Source organism: bacterium (genome assembly GCA_016716565.1).
In the GTDB taxonomy this organism is placed as follows: Bacteria; Bacteroidota; Ignavibacteria; order Ignavibacteriales; family Ignavibacteriaceae; genus IGN2.
Map to the genome: position 1 here is coordinate 67,728 of JADJWC010000002.1, position 22,248 is coordinate 89,975.

Here is a 22,248-nt window from a genome sequence, read left to right on the forward strand (position 1 = left end):
ATCCTTATCCATCTTCCATTTGCCATCAGACATTTTCCATCATTACGGTACTTCCACTTTATTCAATATTTCACTTATGATTGATTCAGAAGTTATTTCTTCAGCTTCAGCTTCATAAGTAACTGCGACTCTGTGTCTCATAACATCGTAGCAAATCGCACGAACATCTTCAGGAATAACGTAACCTCTTCTTTTAATAAATGCCATCGCCTTCGCACCAAGTGCAAGATTTATGGAAGCCCTCGGTGATGCACCGTAACTAATTAATTCAGTTAATTTTTCAAGTCCGAATTCTTTCGGTTTGCGTGTTGCAAAAACAATATCCAGGATATACTTCTCAATTTTTTCATCGATGTAAACTTCATGGATAAGCTGCCTGCCTTTTAAAATATCTGCGGGAGTGATAACAGGATTCGGAGTTCCCATAGTTTCATTGATATTATGCCTCATTATTTCAAGTTCTTCTTTTCTGTTTGGATATGTAATCTTCACTTTAAGCATGAACCTGTCAACCTGAGCTTCGGGCAGCGGATAAGTTCCTTCCTGTTCAATTGGATTTTGTGTTGCTAAAACAAGAAATGGTTCATCAAGTTTAAAAGTTTGCTCACCAATGGTTACCTGTCGTTCCTGCATTGCTTCAAGCAAAGCACTTTGCACTTTTGCAGGTGCACGGTTTATTTCATCAGCAAGAATAAAATTTGAAAAGATTGGTCCTTTACGGATAAAGAAATTTCCATCACGCTGATTATAAATCTGAGTTCCAATTAAATCTGCGGGAAGCAAATCAGGTGTAAATTGTATTCGCTGAAACTTTGCTTTCATTGCTGATGCAAGAGTTTTAATCGCGAGAGTTTTTGCAAGTCCTGGAACACCTTCAAGAAGGATGTGCCCGTTTCCCAGCAAACCAACTACAAGTCTTTCAACCATTTCTTTCTGACCGACAATAACTTTTCCGATTTCAGAAAAAAGCAAATCTATGAAAGCACTTTCCTGCTTTATTTTTTCGTTCAACTGAGCAATATCCACTGTAAACCTCTTAATTATTAAATAGTGTGAAAAATTAAGGAAATAAAAATGAATGATTAGACGGGGGCAAACTTATAAATGTTGCGTTTTTTAATCAAGAAATTACACTGTGACCAATAATTATTGACCTAATTACCAAATGTAGATCCATCGGACTAAATGCCGTTCGGACAGGTAGTCTAAACAACAATATAATTAAATTTGCAGAGATGAAAATTATTATATCAATATTGTTACTTGGTTTGCGTTTAAGCTTTGCGCAGGTAAATCAGATTGCGGTCATCAGCAATCCTGAAATCGGTCCGCAAAGTAATGCTATGAATCTCATCGATGTTGTCGAAGATATTAATAAAAAGCAAGACATAGTTCAGGTTGTAGTAATCGGTAACATAACTTCGAGTGGGAAGATTGATGAATTTATCTGGGCACAGGAAATTCTTGAAGCTTTAACTGTCCCCTATTTTGTTGTTGGTGGAGAAAATGATTATCTCCTCAGTGAAGGGAAAGGCTTTGAGATTTCCTTGTTCTGGGGTGACGATAAACAGATCGTAGTTGGCAAAAACATTTCGCTGGTTGGACTTAATACTATGCTAACGACATATTCAAATAAAAAATATATCACTGCTGAATTATTGTCCTGGCTAGATGAAAAACTAAATTCATCTCAAGTTTCAAAATTAATGACCTTCTCGTATTTCCCTCTGCAAAGTGCAATAAACAGCAACCAGTTTTTTGAAAAGACATTGAATATGAGAATATTTTCTTTTGTTGGGAAAGAGGATAAATCTTTCAGCAATAAATCAATGTTAGAAGGATTATACTTAAACAGGAAGGAAGGTTGGGGTTATTTACTGGTTTCAACTAATAAGGATTCAATCCATATTAAAAAGATTCTCAGTGAAGACATTAAGAAAAAAGTGAAGCCTGAAATTGTAAGATCAATTTTCTCCAAATCACTACTTCGTGAATCAAAAGAACCAGTTCGTTTTGGCTCTGCAGGAAGTAAAATCTGGTCATTCAATAAAAATAAAACTACAATAACTTCCTCTGTGAATGATTCAAAAAACATTTATAGTGTATCAAAAAATGGATTAGTTCTCTGTCTTGATTATTCAGGAAGGGAGATTTGGCACTTTGAATCAAATGAAAAAATAAGCAATCAACCGGACATCGAAAGTGATTTGTTAGTTATTGCCTCTGATGATGGAGATATAATCACTTTAAATAAAAACAGCGGCAGTCCAAATCAGATAATAGGTATTGGAGAAGAAATTACTTCGGGGATTTCTGTTATCGATTTAGAAGAGCAAAGCACGATTGTTAAAAGTGTGATCGTCGGGACAGTTTACGGAAATCTTTATTGCTATGAACTGTTTTCACTCGATCCTATCTGGGTAGAACATATTTCGGAAATGAGCTCCGATATAAGCATTGCATCTTTGATTATATCTTCAGATAATAAAATTTTCTTTTATGATAACCTTGGAACTGTTTACTGCCGTAGTGCAAACAATGGATTGTTAATCTGGAAAATTGAAGCTGCGAAAGCTGGATGGAGAATTGGTGGAAAATCAAAGTTGACAAACCAAAACAAGATGTTTATAAAATACAAGGATTTATTTCTGATTGATGATTCAGGTAATCTCTATTGTGTTGATGCACTCCTTGGGATGGTAAAGTGGGATATCAAAAACATTTTTGCAAATGGAATAATAAGAACAAACAAGAAGCAGGAGTTGCTTTTTCCCACTGCAAAAAATAAGATTGTCGCTGTTTCCACCAAACTTGGAAAAGTAACAAGTGAAATTGAACTTCCCGTTGACAAGGGCAATGAATCAATAACTGATTTGCTAGTTATTAAAGAGAATATATTTGTCAGTTTTAGTGATGGATGGGTATATAGAATAAAACCAAAATTAAAAGCAGAAAAATTTTTCCGTGGTGGTTTGGCACCGGTAATTTCTCTTACAGAAATAAATTGGAATTGTCTCGTCACTGATTATGACGGGAGACTTACACTGTTGAGATTATCTCCTTAATCTTCTATTTGTGAGGCTTATTGCGTATAGTGATGAGGAATAGTCTTTTACCACTAAGACACTCAGGTCACTAAGATACACATAGAAAATTTTATTAATATTTTATGACAAAACTTTTCGACGGATATATTTTTGATATTGATGGAACTTTGACTTCCACCAATCAGTTAATATTTGACTCATTCAACTTCATCGCTAAAAAATATTTAGGTAAGATCTTTTCTGATGAAGAAATAATCGCGATGTTCGGTCCTACTGAAGATGTAATAATCAGACAATTGTGCGGTGATAAATATGAAGAAGCAAGAAGAGATTATTACAAATATTATATCGATCATCATGGAATTGCCGGACTTTATGATGGCATCAAAGAAATTCTTCATCATTTGAAAAGCCTTGGCTACCCGGTTGGAATATTCACCGGCAAAGGACGAACTGCTTCACTAATAACTCTGGAAAAACTGGGGGTTGATCATTATTTTGATCTGATTGTTACTGGTGATGATGTTGAAAACCACAAGCCTTCTCCCGAAGGAATTCTGAAGTTTCTAAATTACTTTGGGCTGAAGCCAGAAAGAGTTTTAATGATTGGCGATTCTGTAAGCGATGTATTTGCATCACGCGAAGCAGGGATCAAAATCGCATCGGTACTGTGGGACAGTTATGGACACGAGGAAGTTAAAACAATGCAGAGTGATTATTATTTCTGCACTGTTAATGAGTTGGGAACATTTCTTCAGAAAATCATTGACTAAACAATCCGGAAAACTATTTCATCATGAATTTTAATTCAATTAATTGCCTAGCTGAATCCAGATCCTTTTTCGTTTTAATAATCACAGTCAGTCCGATTAGCTTCTTCGTTCGTTTTTCTTTTTGAAAATGTTTTTTAAGTTCGATTGGTAGATCAGATTTAACTATTACTCCATCTGCTTTACTGGTGAAATAAAAAGTCATTCTGAACGCTTCTTTTATTACAGAAACCCAGCAGATCGTTTTGGATTTTGAAGATAATTTAAGCAGCCAGCTTCCCATCGTTGTAATATTTCCAGCTTTTTGAAATGGAAGGAAATTCTGTCTGGATTAATTCAAAGATAGATCTCCAGATTTTTTTTGATTGACCGAGATGCGAAAAAATAATTTCTTCACTCGGGAATTGATTCTTGTCAGTCAGAACAGGTGCTTCCATCTAGTTTCCCCATTTTTATAACTTTAAAAATTCTATTTTACAACCGCCAGTTTTTGAGTTACTTCTTCAGTTTTGTCCCCAGCATTCATTATCACTTTGTAGAGATAAACACCATTACCCAATAAATCATTGTCTTCATCTCTGCCATCCCAATAAATTTTGTTAAAGTCATATTTCAAATCATTACCAGTTAGCTTTATTTCTTTTACCAATCTTCCTGCAATCGTAAATATTTTTATTCTTATCTCTTCAGGAATCTGAGTCAACTTAAATGTAAAGTGAGTTTCACCAGTTGTTGGATTGGGATAGTTATAAACATTCAGAATCTTTGCTTCATTAGATACGAGGAAGAACTTTTCCACTCCACTTGAATCAACGATATTTCCCTCATAATCTCTCCATAACACCTTCAGATTATATTCACCATCTACCAAAACCGGCGTAAAATCAACCGACACTTTCGGATTAGTCTCAGAGAAGGTGTAAGTGATAACAGATGTGTCCGGTGGAATTAATTCATCATTCAGATAAACCATAACAGAACTCGGCTCTGTTATTGGCAGCAGTGATTGGTCATTTAGCTCAATATGTATTACCGGTTCAGCGGAAATATATTCACCATCGAGTATATCATTTCCATCAATTGTCAGGTTCAGAGTTGGTTGAGATGTATCAGGTTTTACATAAAATGGTACACTGAAGAAATTGTTATCCTCAAAAAGTTCCCTTATTTGATTTTCTGAATCAATATTAATTAAAAATGTTTTTGCACCGCTGCCTGAGGAAGTATTGTGAACAATATCAAAACGATTTTGTGAGCCCGGACTTAATGAATCAACTTTTTGTGTGAGTATAGTCTGTCGTGTATTATCTTCATTAATAACTTCAACTTTTACACTAAAACTGTCTGCTTTGCTCTCGCCAACATTGTAAACATAAAACGTAAGACCGATGTTCTCTCCAATCAAAACACTATCATCAGTCGCAGAAACAACCTGGTAGTTGGTGGCGAGGTCGGGAACGGGAATAAAATCAATACCTAATTCTTTAAATGCAGGGGTTTCATAATCATCATTAGCAATTATCCTGGTTAAAATTTTAATTGAAGGGTACGTGTTCGCATTAATGCTTTTTATATCCGCGGTGTTTCCGGAAAAAGTCAATGCATTAAGCGTATCTGTTGTATTATCGCTTTTTATTCCGATCGGAATATAATTTATTTCAGAACCCGAGGGCAGCGAATCTATTTTAGTAACACTCAACCATTGATGCGCATTTTTTATTTGCGGTAATTGAATCCATCCGGTTGTAAACGAGACAAAAACATTTGTATCGATCATTGCAAATCCTGCAGAACTTTTACTGAATGATTCCAGAACCGTTCCCTGAGATGCACCCTTTTTACCAATCATGCACCAGGAATCCCTGTAAAAAACACTATCTATATACAGGCTTCCAAGAGATTCAATGGCCTGACGAACAGGAGTTCCGGATGACCAGCCAAGTACAGATTGTGCTCCATCAGTAGCAAGCGTCATAGCAAGAAGTGTGTTTACAGGAAGAGAATCAATGTAAGCTATCAGTAATGAGTCAGCTATCATAGGTTCGTGATAAACAAAATATCTGAAATCTGTTGGGTTAAGTGTTATTGAATCTATTACAGCAGTTGCTATTCCCCAGTAATATGAATTTGGCAGTAATTCCAAGTCATTCAACTTAATTGAACCAAAACCGCCGTCATTAAATCCGGCAGATGTGATTTCGAGAATATTAGTATAATTTTTTAATTGCCAGCCATTATTTGTTGAGTCAAAGGAGATATTATTGAACTCAACATCTTCAGGATTAAACGAATTACCAAAATACCAATCGTAGTTTACATTCGTATTAAAAAATGAGAATGGTTCCGACCAATTGGATTGGAAAGAATTTATTCTCGCTTGTAACCAGTATCGTTTATTTGGTTGAGTGGATAAAAGTTGATAATGTGTTGACAGGGTATCTAATAATATTTCATCCTGAAGCGGATTTATGAAATCTGGATTGTCAGAAATATTTATCTGCATTGAAGTAATATTTCCTTCCGGCAAAAATACCGGATTTAATAATTTTACTTTAGCTCTTGATGAATTGTAAAATCTTTCTGCTTCAATAGTTCTGACTGATGACGAATAAACAACAAAATTAAAAGAAGCGGAGTTGTCATTCTCATATATCTCATCAAATTTATTATCTTTGTCAAGTGTGACTTGAAGATTATGTTCACCAACAAGTCCTGATATTGGTATACTGAGCAAAATATCCTTTTTGTAAAGCGGTAAAGGAATGTAGTATTCAAGAAAATATTTCTGTACACCGAGATGATTATCAACGATGGTTATTAGAACTGAATCCCCCTGAACCTTCCCATAATTAAATAATCCTACGTTAACTTTTACCGAATCATCAGTATCTAAAGGAAAATTGTTTTCTGATCTGAACGATTGTTCCGTAATAGTAATATTTGGTTTTTGTGGCAAACGGAATTCAATTATAGGATCGCCAAAAAGTATATTAGAATAATTAAACACTCTGTTAACATCTCCGGTACCAAACTGATTTAAAAGCTGCATCTTTGCCAAGTAATGTATACGGGAAATTACCGGAAGTGAATCCGAAAGTAAGTTTGTATAAAATAGTTGCGGATAATTAACTGATGTGGAAACGTAACCCCAGCTTGCATTCCCAAGATAGGCAATTGACTGACCATCAACTGAACCAGAGACAAACAATTCACCAAATGCATCAACGTCAGGTTCAGCAAATTTGCCGGTTGAACAACCAAAATCTGTAATTAAGCTAAGTCGATCATTAAATGAACTTTTTAAATCTGCTACATCTGTAATTCCATTATCCCAGGTTTCAGTTCCGCTGTGTCCGATATAAGAAATAAATAATCCGCTACTGTCAATTGCATTGTCAATCTGCTCACGAGTATAAGGGCCAAAATTTGAAGGTGGATCAATTGTTTTATAGAAGTGAACCCCTTCTCCTCCGATCGGAGCTGGTTTAATTAAGTTATTAAGAACATTTGAATTCGCTGTTTTTAATAATTCAAGCTGGCCCGGATTGCCGGGATCACCACCACTGAAAAAAAGATATCTCTTATTAAAATCATCATATACTCTATTAATATAAACTTGATGTTTATTAAGATATAGGTTTAAATCCTCGTTTGACGTCACAGGAAGTCTTCCAACAAACATTTGAGGAAGGTTGACATTTGAAGTATCCCACATTGTGAACCAAACATCGCTAACGGGATTACCATATGAAGGTACAAGATTTTTTCTTCTCTCGACAGGCGGAGGTGTAATCTTATTTTTGTAATCATAATTAGCATCACCAATCAGCAATAAGTAAGATGGCGAAGGAAAAATCCAATTTAGATTTGCATATAATAAAAAATCTTTAATTGCTTCGGGCTTATTAAATCCAAATGAAAATTCATCATAAATATCATCAATATAGATTAACTCATTTCTTGTATCATAATTATTATCAATAAAATTAAGGTATTCTTCAGATGAAGATTGCAATATCCTATTGGAAATTGCGATGTAATCAGCACCCCGGTTCTGATCACGAAGGTTTATAAAGAATTTTTTAGTGACAAATGCAGGTGTCTTAACTAAAGCCTGCTGAATTATCATATACCGATCATTTGCAGAAACAGTATCAGAAAAAGTTAAAACAGAATTTGAAACATTAAACGAATTAATTTTTTTGTAATTAGGTCCGATCTTATAGATTATTATATCTGAAGAATCCTGTGTGATATTGGAAACCTTTATAACTTTTGCTGATGTTATATTATTTTCCGGAACCCTAATCAGCAGAGAATCATTTTCAGCAGTATTATATCTGTCATATTCTATGTCAACCCAATCTACTAATCCCTGATGCCATCTGAGTGAATCGTTTTGCATTCCAAAAATTCTAACAAAATTATTTCCCGAAATAAGCTGATTAGAAATATACTCTGCAGAAAAGTTTACTGTCTCCTTGAAACTGAAGACTATTGTATCTTCCGGTAAACCTGAATTTAAGCTTAAACCAAATCGATGATTATTTGTGAATAGTCCATCAGTTGCATTACTTATCATTCTTGCGGTTATTTTAACCGGAGAATCCTGAACAAAATTCGTTGAGTTGAAATTAATATCTACACTTCCGCCGTTACCGAGAAAATGCCAGGTCCAGACTTTATTCTCCTGCCAGTTTGGTAACTGAACTCTGGGTGAAACGGCATCATAGTACCAAAGTCTAACATCCTCTTCGATATGATAAAATGCTTTGTGATGCTGCAAAGTATCTGTTATTCCTGGATTAGAAAGATTTTGTTCAAAAATTCTTTCTCCCTCATTTCCATTCCAGCTTAACCAGACAATAGAAGTGTCAGAATATCTATCAAAATAATTAAGATAATCTTCACCAGTGTTTACAATTTCTTTATAGTCTGATGAGCCATAGTTCCTTTCAGCCCAAAACTCGATGTAATCTCCCGGATCGAATGAAAGATCATTTTGACCAAGAACAAACAACGGAATTTCTTTGCCTTTTGCAAAAACCTTAAAAGTTTTTGGATTGATGTTGTGAGGATTGATGCCATAATTGATGATCTGATCATGATCAATTCGATATATTCCATCATCAGCGATTTGAAGCTTGACATATTCTTTTGAATAATCGATCCAATTACCTGAAGTATCCGCCGGATAATAAGTTGTATTATCAGCTTTGAATTGTGAGGCTGTTTCATAATTTAAAATAACATCTTTTAAAATTTCATCGAATTGACCGGGAGAACCAGTGTTCTGAGGATAACTCTGAATATCAGTAAAATCAATATGAATCCTTGATGAAACTATTTCCCTGATTTCTTTTTTCTTCCAGTTAAATCGATGAGTATTTATTCTGATTGCTGCACAATAGTAATTCCTGATCCATGTATAACCTACTGTTTCAATTTCTTGAGTTGGATATTCATCAAAACTAAAATTTTCAAGATCAGCAGTTGTCTTCCGATATGAAAGGATTGAATCTTGTGAAAGAAATATTTCCGGATTAAAAGAAATCCCAATATCTTTTATATAATTATACTTCTGGGAGCTGGAATGGATTTTAATTTTACTTAATGGCGGTATTGCGACAAAGTAAGTTTTTGTTGGTAATACAGGAGTTCCCGGCTGTGATTCATCGAGAGAATTTATATATTCAATTACTCGTTTATCTCTATCAAGCTTTTGCAAAAATGGTTCTGATTTGAAAGTTATTTCAATATCTATTCCATTTTCTCTTGCCAACACGACTGGTTCATCAGTCTGACTAAAGATAACTACTGGGAATAAGAGTAATGCTTGAATGATATATAAAATTTTCATTAAAAACTTCGAGTGTTAAGCAAATAATTATTTACTATTGAGAGTGTAATAATTTTTTTAAAATTTACTTTGTACTAAACTTAATTTTTATCACTCTAAAAATAAATTCAGGAATCCCGATCAAGTATCTCCTCCAAAGCCTTTTCGGTTCATAGAGCAATCTGAATAACCATTCCAATCCAAATTTCTGAATTAGAACAGGCGCTCTCCTGGTCGTTCCAAAGTAATATTCGAAGAAAATTCCGACACATATAATAACTTTATTTTGCAATGCTCTAGATAATTTTTCAGCAAATAACTCCTGCTTTGGAACTCCCATGCCTACAAATATTACCTGAGCATCAGTCAATTTGAGATTTGCGACAATATCGTTGATCTCTGATTCAACAAAGAAACCGTTTTTATAAAATGCCAGATTAATGCTGCGCCTTTCCGCTTCTTTGAGTAAAAAATTTTCTTCAAAACTTCCACCGATTATTACGATAGGACTATTTACATTTATCAATTCATTCAGGATAAGGCTATTTATTGCAGTAGATTCGATACGTTTTGGATCCGAATGATTTAGAAATTTTGCGGCGAAATAGACCCCATGATCAGCCTGATAAGCATTGAACTTTTGATCGATTAAATTTCTGTAAGCCTCATCCTCACAATAAACATTAAAACAATGCTGATTGAAATATGTAAGCAAAAGAGCTCGTTCTTGTTTAATTGACTCGAATACTTTTTCGGTAACGGCTTCAGGAGAGGTTAAAAGTTTTTTGAATATCATTATGAAGTGATTAGAGAATTATAAATTTTTTCTACTTTGCAAAAATAACTATTATAATTACAAAGTCGCTTAACTTTTTCGTGTAGATTTAATCCCATAATTTTTCCGGTTTCCGGGTTATTTAATAGATAGATGATTCTTTCAGCAAGTTGTTCGTGATTCTCTGGATCAATAAGTAGTCCATCTTTTCCATCTTCAATAAATTCAGCAATGCCACCGGTGTTGCCGCCGATGAAAGGCTTTTTGAAAGAACCTGCTTCTATCATTACGAAAGGAAAAGTATCTGATCTCGATGGAAGCACTACAATATCCGCAATTGAAAACAACTCTTCACTATTATTACCTGGTTGAAGAAATTGAATATTATTAACGTCAGAAGTTAATTTATAAATTAGATTTTTTGTTTGGTCAGAGCCGCTTAAAATTAAAAACGATTTCCTGAATTTTTCATTAACTTTTATAAATGCTTTCAAAAGGGTGTCATAACCTTTTTCAAGGGTAATCCTACCCATAAATAGAATAACTTTGTAGTCATTTGGAAGTGAATACTTTGATTTAAGATTATTGGTACCTGATTCATTATCATACTGCTCTTTATTAACTGGGTTGTAAATCGTCCTAATCTTATCCACTTCAACACCGTAATCATCAATAAGATTTTTTGTTGCAGAGTAACTCACCGAAATTATTAAATCCGATTTAAAGCTAAAGCGTTTATAACCGTAAACAAATCCATGCGGTGAAAAAACGGTTTTAATACTCAGCTTGTTGGCAAAAGTACTTAAAATAAATTCCGGAAATCTGTGGTGAGAATGTACCAGATCGATTTTATTTGCAATTAAATATTTTTTAATCTCTTTATAGAAATTTGCAAGCTGAAAAATATTACTTATCCCGGTCGAGAATTTTAAAATCTTAAAATGTAGAGAATTAATCTCTTTTAATCTTTCTAGTGAATCGCCACCGTTTGTAATGAAATGGACCTGATAATCATTTTTATTACTGAAATATTTTAAATACATATAAGCAAGTTTACTTCTACCGCAGCTATAATTGAAATCCGGGGTAATATGCAGAATCCTCTTCAAGAATTAACCAGATCTGAATACACTTTTTCAATCTGCTGAATAAATTTGTCCTCGTTGTATTTAGATTCAATGGCAATTCGACCATTCTCACCTAATCTTTTTCGGTACGGCTCCTCATCTAAAAGTTTAGTGAGCTTATCTTCAGCATCCGTTAGATTTCCTGGTTCGTAAATAAGTCCACAGTTATTTTCTTCGAGTATTTCTTTAAAACCACCTACATCCGGGGCTACAACGGGAACTGAGTTTGCCATAGCTTCCCACATTGTTAAAGGCATTCCTTCTCTTTGTGAAGTAAATAATAAAATATCAAAATAATTAAAGTACTGAGTTACTTCTGGGACATAATCGAAGAAAATTACTCTTGAATCAACTTTAAGATTATTGCAAAGATCCATCAACTGAGTTTTCAGAGGTCCATTCCCCAAAATTAGAAGAATTAAGTTGCTTCGATTTGCTGAAACTTTACTAAAAATCTTAATAGCATCATCAATTCTTTTTTCAATTTCAAGCCTGCTCACACGTGCTATAATTCGATATGCGGATTTTATATTAGCTAATTGTTTTATTAATTCCAAATCTGTACTTCTAAATTTCTTTTTGTGATTATAGCCATTATAGTAAACAAACGGTTGAGGAAACATTTTAGATTCACTAATTAATAATTCTCTGCTTCTGTTTGAAGGTACAAGTACAGCGTCCGCTTTACTAAATAGATAAATTAGATAATGAGAAAGATAATAAACTGTTTTCTCTGCGATATTGTAATACGGGTTATCCTTTATAAATAACCCGTGGTAATTGAAAACTAATTTCTTCCTTGCTAAAATATTTACCAACCCACCTAGTATGTAAGGTTTAATCAGATGTGCATGAACTATATCGATTTTGAACTTCTTCAAAATTTTATAAATGTGAATAAATGAACCAATCGAAAACTTTTTCTTCAGCAAATCCAATACGACGACTTCAACTCCTAATGACTTAACTTCTTTTTCAATAATACTTCCCCCTTGAAATATTAAATAGTGTTTAAATCTATTTTTATCGTAATTTTGAAATATCATTTTCAAGTGCGTATATACACCATCGGATTTACCTGTAATCAAATTAACTATGTGACATACTTTTATCATCTATTAACTTACGCACTCAAAATTTATCAGCTAAAATTCAATTAAATTAAATATTAGAGTTGTAATTATATTTTATCCCGCCATTAAATTTCTTCTATATTTATTGAATAAGAAGACAAATATAAATGCCATAAGATTGTATACCGTCTGCAATTTTAATATCCAGTAGACGTCATCCCAGATCAATGAAATAATAATATTTACTGATATCAGAAATAAAATAAGTGACAGTTCAATATTTCTTTCTCTAAAAATTTTTAATGTATTAACACTCAAAATGATCATCAATGGAAAACTAATTACAATTAACCGCTGAATATTGACTGCAAAGAATAATTGAGAATATGCCAGTATCAACAGCGGGTAGAATTTTTTTAGATAGTTTAGATTTGCCCTGCCACCGATTATACTTAATATTCCAGTAACTCCAAATGATCCTAAGGTCAGAGTATATAGTTTCTTAAGATCAAAATTTGAAAAATTTTCAAAACTGAAAACTGAAATTATGTCATATGGATCAACTACAGTCAGATTATCTGGTAATAACTCAGTATATGAAACATAACTGTTTAAAGTAGGAATAGTATACCTGATCAATAAGAATACTAAAACTGATGGAGCACATACCATAATTGTCTTAAGAATTGACTTGTAGTCTACCAATCGTGTTGAATTAAAAGAATAATAAACAGGTATTAGAAATAAAGCACTTTCTTTTATCATTACGGCAAAGGCTAAAATTACAGCAAACATTATATCTTTATTTTTTACTAATAGAATCAGGCAAATCATTATGAACATAAACAGCATTGAATCAACCAGCCAAAAGTCCCAAATCAAAAATTTTACTACCCAACTCATGGAATAGAACAGAAGGATTCCTGATAATGATTCTATTGTTGAAAAGCTTAGTGATTTGAGTAAGTAATATGTAAGTATTGAAGTTATTAATAATGGAAAAAAAGTGAGACCAAAAAAATTATTTTCAGTTGAGAAAGGAAAAATACTTACCATTAAAGGGACTAATAATCTATGACAATATGGTGCAATGTGATAGTTCCAAGGACTGTTTTCTGCCATGTAAATGTAATGATGATGATCCCACGGTGAATTAAAAATTGGATTTGAAGAATTCAATTCATCGGTACAGATGGAAAAAATAAAAAGAAGAGCGGTTGAAAGAATTAGAATTATAGTGAATTCACTTTTTGATTTATTTAATAAATCATTTAAATGAATAGATTTAATGTATTTCAGATATGCCCCAATCTAAATTATTTTGATTCTAAACCTTAATTCCTCCCAAGCCAGCTTTCAGGGTTCTGCTTATCCCTCCCCTTCCATAGTTCAAAATGCAAAACGAATCCGTCTATACCTTCATCAACGATTGCGATCACTGAGCCGGATTTTACTTTATCACCCTCAGAAACAAATATTTCTGAAACGTGACCATAAACCGTCCGATAATTTTGCTTGTGTGATACAATAATCACATTACCGTAACCGGGAAGCCAGTCAATTGCTGCAACTACTCCTTCTCCTACGCTTCGGACATTCTTATCTTTATTTGCTTTTATATCTACACCGTAATTAAGTGTTACTGTGTTTAATGATTTATGCTTGTTCTCTCCAAACTTTCGGATGATTTTACCTTTATGCAAAGGCCAGATCATTTTACCTTTTAAATCAGCGATCGATGCAAATGAACTTGTCGTCAAATCATAATCGAAAGCTATATTTTCGTCTTTAATTTTCTCAGATTCACTTCCACTTTCGGTAACAGAAGCATACTTCTGCTCATTTTCCTTTGTAGCCTGCTCCATCAAATTTGTGATAAGTTGTTCAATTTTCTTCTGAGATTCTTTTTTTGCGACGATTATTTTTTTTAACTCTTTGTTGTTTTTCTCAATCGATTTAAGAGTTGATTTTTTTTCACTCAGTTTTTTATTAAGAAGTTTCTTTTCAGAATCTCTTTCAGATACCAGCTTAATCTTATTGGCTTTTTCAAGTTTGAGTACTGTTTTAGCTTCAGCAAGTTCATCCTTTTTAGACACAAGTTTTTCCAGATCTTTTTCACGTTGCTTTGCAAAGACCTGCAGATAATAAGTACGCATCAATGCCTGCTGAACTGATTCAGCATCGAGTAGACTTTCAAGTTCATTGTACTGCCCTTTTTTGTAGATAGCATTTACATAACGAGCATAATTATCCTGAAGAACTTTTATGTCATTTTCTGTTTGCGCAATTTTCTTCTCCACTGATTTAATTTCAGAATCTTTCTTATTTATTTCATAACGTAAATCTGCCAGCACTTTATTTAACAGATAATTTTGTTTGCTCAGATTTTCAACTGCCTCAAAAGTTTTTTTCTGAGATGCTGATTTTGCTGCTAATTCTTTTTCTAGATCGTTTATTTCAGATTTAATCGAAGTGAGTTCTGATTCTTTTTGCTGGATATCACCCGTCTGTGGAAAAGATTTAATTAAGAAGAGGAACGCAACAAATAAATATGTAAGTAATTTTACCATTCTATTATTTGAGCATCAGGCGGGATATCAAATTTAACTTTTAATCCTTTGGCATTAGCAAAAATATTTTTATACCGGATCTTAACTTTCTGATTTTCAACTTTGTTATTGACTTCAATATTGAATGGTACAGCAACATTTTCAATCAACTCAAACTTCGAATAGTTACCTTCAAGATTAATACTTTTATCAAGAGAATATAATTTATAATTAGTGATTCCCAATTCAAGAATATCAACTCTGTAAACTGAGGTCAATTGATTTTTCTCATCAGTATAAGTCAGAACATATTCCTGCCCATCTACAGAATAGTTGCTTGGTTGTTTATATAGATTTTGCGTCAAGTTAACCGATCCAAGAAACGCATCGACTAAATCCGAAAATGATAAATCTACCTTGAATATATTCTGCAGCACATCATCATCCACCCTGCCCCTGTAAGCAGTATTTTGTAATGCATCATAAAAAATATAGTTTTCCTTGGTAACCAAAGCTTGAGCTAGCTCCATTCCAAAAGGACCGAGAACAGAAAAATAAACAGAATCCGGTTTTTGCATTATCACCTGAAAACTTGCACTGTTACTATATTGTTCTGAATCAATTTCAAAAACCCCGACACCTTCAAAGTTTTTTATTTTTCTTCTGTTAGCTTCCAGTTTGTTAATCAACCTTTCTGAAGATAAAAGCTCCTCGTCTTCGATTGGTTTTGATGGGACACATCCTTCTAAAGTAAGAATAACAATTACTAACGGAAGAATTATTAGCTTAAATAATTTCAAATTGCACCTGTTGATACTTTATTCTTTAATGATTCATTGGAAGAATCAAGCTCAAGAGCTTTCTTCCAATACACCAACGCATCTTCCTTTTTGCCAAGCATAAAAAGTACATCACCCAGATGTTCAAGAAGTTCAGCATTACCTTCACCATCTATGCTGATAGCTTTTTGAATATAGTAATAAGCTTTGTTATAATCACCTAATTTAAACCAGATCCATCCATATGTATCGAGATATGATGAATTTGAAGAATCTGCTGCCATAGCTATTTCAATCATCTGTAATGCGCGGTCAAGCTGCAGATCTCTTTCAGACAATGAATAAGCATAATTATTATTTATCAATGCGTTTTGTGGATCTATCTGTAATGCAAATTCATATAAGCTGTCGCTTTCAGCCATCATTTCGAGATTGTTATAAAGAAGTCCCAACTGACCAATTACATTTACATTATTCGGATCGATTCTAAGTGCACGATTCAAATACTCAATTGCTTCATCTGTTTCATTCAACTGGCTTAAAGTAAATCCATAAGCAGAAAGTGAATTGATGTCTGAAGGATTCAGTTCAACGGCTTTTTTCAAAAAGTCTTTTGATTCGAGAGTTTTATTCTGCTGCGCGAGTGAAAGTCCGAGAATAAGGTTAACAGCAAATTCATTTGGGAATAAATCAATTGCTTCTCTCATAATTGTTTCAGCATCTTCATAGCGTCTGTTATCGAAGTAAAGTCCACCTAATCTTACCCAAGATTCAACATGCCAGCTGGCATTTTCAGTAACATACTTAAAATTTTCTATAGCAAGAGAGTCATTGCCTTCGTTCAGAGCAATAGCACCTAAATAAAGTTTAACCTGCCAGTAGGATGTATCCTTATCGATACTTTCGAAAAATTCTTTAGCAACTGGTAACGCTGTCGAATCAGTAAATGATTTGGCAAAATAGGTAGCACCAATCGAAATTTTTGCTTCGAGGGAAACATCCGGTTTTTCTATTATATATTTAAATTCTTTTGAGGCTTTTTCCCAGTCGTTTTGTATTATAAATATTTGAGCTCTTTTCTCTCTCGCCTCAATATCATCAGGCATAGCTTCAATTATATCATCCGCCATGCTTAGTGCTTTTTCATTATATCCGTTTCTCACATAAAAATCTATAGCAAGTTTTTGAAGGGCTACATTACTCGGATCAATTTCCAATAAGCCTTCAACTGATTCAGCTGCTTGCTCTTTATATCCAAGTTTTTCATAAAGTTCGGCAACACGCAGTAAGACATTCCAGTCTGGACCGATAATGTTAGTTAGTCTGTTATAAATTTTTATTGCCTCCAAAGGTCTGGTATTTTCATAAATTCTGGCAAGCTTATAATATGTACCAACATCTGTTGAATCTAGAGCCAAGATTTTTTCTAAAACAACTGCGGCGGAATCGTTTTCCCTGGCTTCGATAAATACATCAGCAAGTAGTAATTTATAGTCTGTGTTTGTTGTATCAAGTTTTACGGAAAGTTTTGAAAATTTTAAAGCACTACCGAGTTTGTTTACAGCATAATAATTTTTTGCTAGAGAATAGCAAATTCCTGCGCTGGTATCGTAGTCCAGCGCTTTATTAAACTCATTAATAGCAAGTGAATAATCCCCTTTTGATTCAGCAATTGATCCGTTTACAACATGTTCAAGAGCTTTTTGCTTTCGAATCTGAGGATCAGCAATTTCTTGATTTGAAGACGAATTAGTTTTTGTGACATCTGAACCTGAGCATCCCGCTGCAATCAGTACAATCAGACCAATTAATAAGATTCCAAGATATTTTTTCATAATCATAATTATTTTATCAAAAAATATATTACTGACAATGCTGAATAACAAGTGAATTGCCACAGGTTAACAATCCGAACCTTCGTCAGTTTTTAAATGCTTAAGTGTAAGTTCGTCAACTAAGGTTCAATCTAAACCAGTAAGAAATTTTTAATTCTTATTCTCAGTGAGTAAATTTTAAAAGAAAATAATAAGCACTATGCAAAAACTTTTAATAATTTTTATACTGTTATCTATTCCTCTTGATTCCATTCAAAGCCAGGGTTCTGCAGGTGATAAGGCTAAATATGAATACAGGTATCTCATAGATATGCCTACTGCTGGTGTGTTAGAAAGAGGAGTCGTGGGAGTTACTACTGAAATTTTACCTTACGGTGCACTAATCGCATACATAGAAGCAGGAGTTTTTGAAAATGTCAGTATAGGAATTTCCTATGGAGGCGGAAACCTGATTGGCTCAGGAAAAGTTGATTGGTATAATTGGCCGGGAGTAAGCATCCGCGGCAGGATTATTAACGAAGAAACATTTTTTCCTGCAATTACAATTGGTTTTGATTCACAAGGTAAAGGTACCTATGATGATGAAATAGACAGATTTGCAATTAAGTCTCCCGGGTTCTTTGGTGCAGTGAGTAAAAACTTTGACTTTCTTGGTTACTTGAGCTTACACGGTTCTGTCAATTATTCTATTGAAGGAAATGATGGTGACAATTTCGTGGATTTGCGAACAGGAATAGAAAAGACCCTTGGCTCCAGCTTTTCACTTATAGTTGAATACGATTTTGCATTTAATGATAATAATACTGATTTCGGTAGTGGCAAAGGGTATCTGAATGCAGGATTGAGATGGTCTATTGGAACTGGATTTACTGCAGGCTTTGATTTGAGAGATTTATTAAGCAATAAACCAGACAGTAAAAACGCTGCAGACAGATCTTTTAAAATTGAATACATTAAGAATATTTTTTAGATAGTTTTCTAATTTCTCTCAGATCAGTGTATTATATGTTATACACATCCGTTTAATAATAAATACAAATCCATCACACAAACTTCAAAAAATTGATTTTTTCGAACTCATTTTAACTCTTTAAGTAGGCTTAATAATTGTTTAAATTATTGTAGAATAATTAACGAGGGAAAAAATGAAATCAATAAATACCATATTAAGTCTGATTGCAGTTATGACTTTTACATCCTTCACCGGATGCTATACTCAAGTTGCAACTTCTGATACTACTGACCTTCCACAAGAAGAAGCCATCTCCGAATCTTCAAACTACTATTCAGAAGATGATAGTGAGATAGACTCAAATTATTATTCCGAATCAGATACCGAAATAACTGACGACGGAACCACAATCATCAACAATTATTACTACGATTATCCTTTCCCTTATAGAAGTTATTATGTTGACTACTATCCAACTTTCAGCATAGGAATTGGATTTAGCTGGGGATGGGGGTACTGGGGTTATTATCCATATTATACTTATTGGCCATATTATGCTGGTTGGTGTGGCTATGGATGGTATTACCCATACCCGTATTACTGCTATGCACCGAGTTACTATTACTACTATGATCCTTATTATTATTACCCATATTATGGATACGGTGGTTATCCTTCTTATCATGGATACAAAACCAGGACAGAATATTTATCCGGTGTTCGAAACAATTCTGGTGGAAGAAATTATGGAATGACAACAAGGGATCCGATTATATCCAGCAATAGTGGTTCTATCAGCCGTGATCGTGATGATATAACCAAAGGAAGAGACCTGACTGTTGATCGAAATCTTGGATTAGATCGAACTCGTGATATTGAAACCAAATCGGGAGACATTACAAGAGAAGTGGTCGGTCTCAATGAGATCGGTAGAAACAATGATAATACAAAAGAAGTAATCAATAGAGACAAAAAGCAGTTCGGTCTTGACAGAGAATTAACAACAAAGAAATCTCTTGGTAGAGAAAAACAAAATGATCTTACAAAAGAAGTAGTTAATCGTAACAAAAGAAATACAACCGAACAAATAAATAAGAATAATCGAATTGGAAATGAGACTCAAAAGATTTTTGAAAGACAAAATAACAAGAGCTACGATAGAAAAAATTCTAATGGGACGAATAACAAACAGCCAAATGTAAATAACAGAAATAATAACCAAACTCCTAAAAAGGAATATACTCCGAGAACAAACACTTCGAAGGAGAACAGGAGTAACACTCCGCCAAAGCAGTATACACCACCGAAGCAGAATAACAATCCGCCGAGAAGTTATTCTCCGCCAAGTGGGAACAATACTCCAAGATCATATTCACCACCAAGTGGGAACAATACTCCAAGATCGTATTCACCACCAAGTGGTAATAGTGGAAACAGAGGATCAAACAACTCGGGTTCAAGAAACAGGAGGTAAATAAAATGAAAGGGGTAATTTTTTTATCGTTTTTCGGATTGGTAGTATTTAGTCTGACTGGTTGTTATACGTACCAAGACACTATAATCATGAGGTTATAATATATTATGTCCCTGTTGATCCGCCTTATCCACCAGGACCGATTATAGACTACCCACCTCCTCCACCGAGTCCTCCGGTTTACTATCCGCCAACAACTGTCACTAATCCTCATAGAGACAGGCCTCCGGAAAAGCCAAAAGACAGTTATCAACAGAGAGATCCTTTACAAGGTGGAAGTAAGAGAGGAGATGGTACTACTAATACAGTACCACCAGTACGAACTCCTGAACAAAAGAACAGAGGTTCACAATGAATAAAAAATTATTGCCTGTTTAATTGTCGCACTAAGTACTCAATTTTTATTTTCACAAAATTATACTGATGCTCTATTATTAAGTGAGCCGGGTGTTTATTTAGGTGCAAGACCTCTTTCAATGGGTAATAGTTTCACTTCTTTGAGCAATGATTTTTCCGGGGTGCTTTTTAATCCGGCAGGACTGGGACTTATTAAAAAGTCCGAACTCTCAGTTGCAATGAATTTAAATTCCTTAAACAACCAGGCTACTTTTTTAAACTCATCAACTGGAATAAATAAGTCATCAGTTTCATTCAATCAATTTGGATTAGTTTATGCGATACCAACAGTAAAAGGCAGCTGGGTTTTTGCGCTTGGTTATAATAACACAAAAGATTTTAACAGCACACTTGAGTTTGCTGGTTTCAATTCAGCAAATAATTCTATGATACAGACACTAACTGGAGTATACAACGATCAGGTTCCAATAACAAATGAAGTAAAATTAGCCTACGAAGTGAGAGATCCTTTAACTAATAATTATCTGTACGACACAACTTTAATAAATGGATTTCTAAATCAATCAGGCAGAATCAAAAAAGAAGGCAACATTGGTAAATGGTCCTTTGCAAGTTCTATGGAATTTGCCAAAGGATTTTTCCTTGGTGGAACTTTCAATATAGTTTCAGGAAGCTATAAAAGTAGCAGAGATTATTGGGAAAATGACATTAATAATATTTACACATCCGACATCCAGCTTGTACCCGATGATAATACGACGAGAGATTTTCAATCCTTTTATTTCAATGATATAATCGACTGGGATCTTTCCGGCTGGGACGCTCAGCTGGGACTACTTTACAATTGGAGAGACTTTTTCAGATTTGGTGCGTCAGTTAAATTCCCAAGTTATATCAATGTAAAAGAAACATATTACGTTAATGCTCGGAGTACATTTGGAACAGGTTCCGAATATTCAATGGAAACACCGATTAATGATCCAATTGAGTATGAAGTAAAAACACCTTTTGAATATGCCGTTGGTGCATCGACAAGTTTTGCAATTTTCACTTTTTCTGGTGATGTAAGAATTATTGATTATACTCAGATGGAATTCACAAAAGGATTTGATTCAAATTACAGAATCGAGAGACAGAATGAAATCGATGAGCTTTTCAGAACAACAATAAATTATTATGCTGGCGGCGAAATAAAAATACCATACTTGCCAATCTACGGACGAGCAGGTGCAATGTATTTGCAGTCACCTTACAATAATGATCCAGCCGATTTCGATAAAAAATATATTACCCTGGGTGGAGGTATTATATTCGACGATGTTTTTGGAATTGAAGCAGCATATTCCCGTGGCTGGTGGACTGATTTTAGCGATAACTACGGCACAAACGTTTCAAGAACTTATCAGGATATTACTGTTGAAAATGTTATAGTAACACTATCAGCAAGATTCTAATCAAACTTAAGCCCTCAAATAAAAGGGAAGGAGTTTTCACCTTCCTTTTTTTTATGCCCTATTCCTTCAATAAAGATTTATTTGATATGCACATCTGAACATCATATTTTTTGTACACTCTTTTAAAAAGCATGGGCAAGAAATAAAAGGCACAATAACCAAAATAGAAAGCAAACATTATTACCTGATACCTGAAGGAAAGGAACAGGAAATTTTA

The 22,248-nt window shown here is 33.9% G+C and carries 17 protein-coding genes; 6 read left to right on the top strand and 11 right to left on the bottom strand.

The features are described from left to right. Positions 1-42 precede the first annotated feature (42 nt). Positions 43-1,026: a MoxR family ATPase gene (locus tag IPM14_07000; protein ID MBK9097867.1), complete on the bottom strand. Its 984-nt coding sequence runs from the start codon at positions 1,024-1,026 to the stop codon at positions 43-45. A gap of 209 nt (positions 1,027-1,235) precedes the next feature. Between IPM14_07000 and IPM14_07005 the strand changes: the two genes are divergently transcribed. Next, positions 1,236-3,065 carry a PQQ-binding-like beta-propeller repeat protein gene (locus IPM14_07005; GenBank protein ID MBK9097868.1) on the top strand — a complete coding sequence of 610 codons (1,830 nt, stop codon included), beginning with the start codon at positions 1,236-1,238 and terminating at the stop codon, positions 3,063-3,065. Positions 3,066-3,169: 104 nt separating this feature from the next. Further along, positions 3,170-3,820 (top strand): HAD-IA family hydrolase, encoded by a 651-nt coding sequence (locus IPM14_07010; protein MBK9097869.1) that lies wholly within the window; start codon positions 3,170-3,172, stop codon positions 3,818-3,820. 13 nt (positions 3,821-3,833) lie between these two features. Here the strand turns inward: IPM14_07010 and IPM14_07015 are convergent, their stop codons facing one another. The 10 genes from IPM14_07015 to IPM14_07060 form a co-directional block, all read right to left on the bottom strand. After that, positions 3,834-4,100 (bottom strand): DUF3788 family protein, encoded by a 267-nt coding sequence (locus IPM14_07015; protein MBK9097870.1) that lies wholly within the window; start codon positions 4,098-4,100, stop codon positions 3,834-3,836. After that, a complete protein-coding gene (locus IPM14_07020; protein MBK9097871.1) occupies positions 4,081-4,254 on the bottom strand; it encodes a DUF3788 family protein in 174 nt (57 codons plus the stop codon). The genes IPM14_07015 and IPM14_07020 overlap by 20 nt, the downstream gene beginning before the upstream one ends. A gap of 32 nt (positions 4,255-4,286) precedes the next feature. Further along, positions 4,287-9,677 (bottom strand): T9SS type A sorting domain-containing protein, encoded by a 5,391-nt coding sequence (locus IPM14_07025; GenBank protein ID MBK9097872.1) that lies wholly within the window; start codon positions 9,675-9,677, stop codon positions 4,287-4,289. A 64-nt stretch (positions 9,678-9,741) separates the two neighbouring features. Then, positions 9,742-10,452 (bottom strand): WecB/TagA/CpsF family glycosyltransferase, encoded by a 711-nt coding sequence (locus tag IPM14_07030; protein MBK9097873.1) that lies wholly within the window; start codon positions 10,450-10,452, stop codon positions 9,742-9,744. Beyond that, positions 10,452-11,474 carry a glycosyltransferase family 4 protein gene (locus tag IPM14_07035; GenBank protein MBK9097874.1) on the bottom strand — a complete coding sequence of 341 codons (1,023 nt, stop codon included), beginning with the start codon at positions 11,472-11,474 and terminating at the stop codon, positions 10,452-10,454. The genes IPM14_07030 and IPM14_07035 overlap by 1 nt, the downstream gene beginning before the upstream one ends. Before the next feature lie 62 nt (positions 11,475-11,536). Continuing rightward, on the bottom strand, positions 11,537-12,673 hold the full coding sequence (locus IPM14_07040) for a glycosyltransferase (GenBank protein MBK9097875.1): 1,137 nt from the start codon (positions 12,671-12,673) through the stop codon (positions 11,537-11,539). Positions 12,674-12,745: 72 nt separating this feature from the next. Next, entirely contained in the window at positions 12,746-13,810 is a 1,065-nt protein-coding gene (locus tag IPM14_07045) for a hypothetical protein (GenBank protein ID MBK9097876.1), read from the bottom strand. 155 nt (positions 13,811-13,965) lie between these two features. Next, positions 13,966-15,201, bottom strand: a complete 1,236-nt coding sequence (locus tag IPM14_07050; protein ID MBK9097877.1) for a peptidoglycan DD-metalloendopeptidase family protein — start codon at positions 15,199-15,201, stop codon at positions 13,966-13,968. Then, on the bottom strand, positions 15,195-15,980 hold the full coding sequence (locus IPM14_07055; GenBank protein MBK9097878.1) for a DUF4292 domain-containing protein: 786 nt from the start codon (positions 15,978-15,980) through the stop codon (positions 15,195-15,197). The genes IPM14_07050 and IPM14_07055 overlap by 7 nt, the downstream gene beginning before the upstream one ends. Further along, a complete protein-coding gene (locus IPM14_07060; protein ID MBK9097879.1) occupies positions 15,977-17,794 on the bottom strand; it encodes a tetratricopeptide repeat protein in 1,818 nt (605 codons plus the stop codon). The genes IPM14_07055 and IPM14_07060 overlap by 4 nt, the downstream gene beginning before the upstream one ends. Before the next feature lie 199 nt (positions 17,795-17,993). Between IPM14_07060 and IPM14_07065 the strand changes: the two genes are divergently transcribed. The 4 genes from IPM14_07065 (at position 17,994) to IPM14_07080 (ending at position 22,031) form a co-directional block, all read left to right on the top strand. Then, a complete protein-coding gene (locus IPM14_07065; GenBank protein ID MBK9097880.1) occupies positions 17,994-18,764 on the top strand; it encodes a hypothetical protein in 771 nt (256 codons plus the stop codon). 175 nt (positions 18,765-18,939) lie between these two features. Next, positions 18,940-20,220, top strand: coding sequence for a hypothetical protein (locus tag IPM14_07070; GenBank protein MBK9097881.1), 1,281 nt, complete (start codon positions 18,940-18,942; stop codon positions 20,218-20,220). Positions 20,221-20,281: 61 nt separating this feature from the next. After that, complete coding sequence (locus tag IPM14_07075; GenBank protein MBK9097882.1) at positions 20,282-20,575, top strand: hypothetical protein; 294 nt, start codon at positions 20,282-20,284, stop codon at positions 20,573-20,575. Positions 20,576-20,696: 121 nt separating this feature from the next. Continuing rightward, positions 20,697-22,031: a hypothetical protein gene (locus tag IPM14_07080; GenBank protein MBK9097883.1), complete on the top strand. Its 1,335-nt coding sequence runs from the start codon at positions 20,697-20,699 to the stop codon at positions 22,029-22,031. Positions 22,032-22,248: the final 217 nt, after the last annotated feature.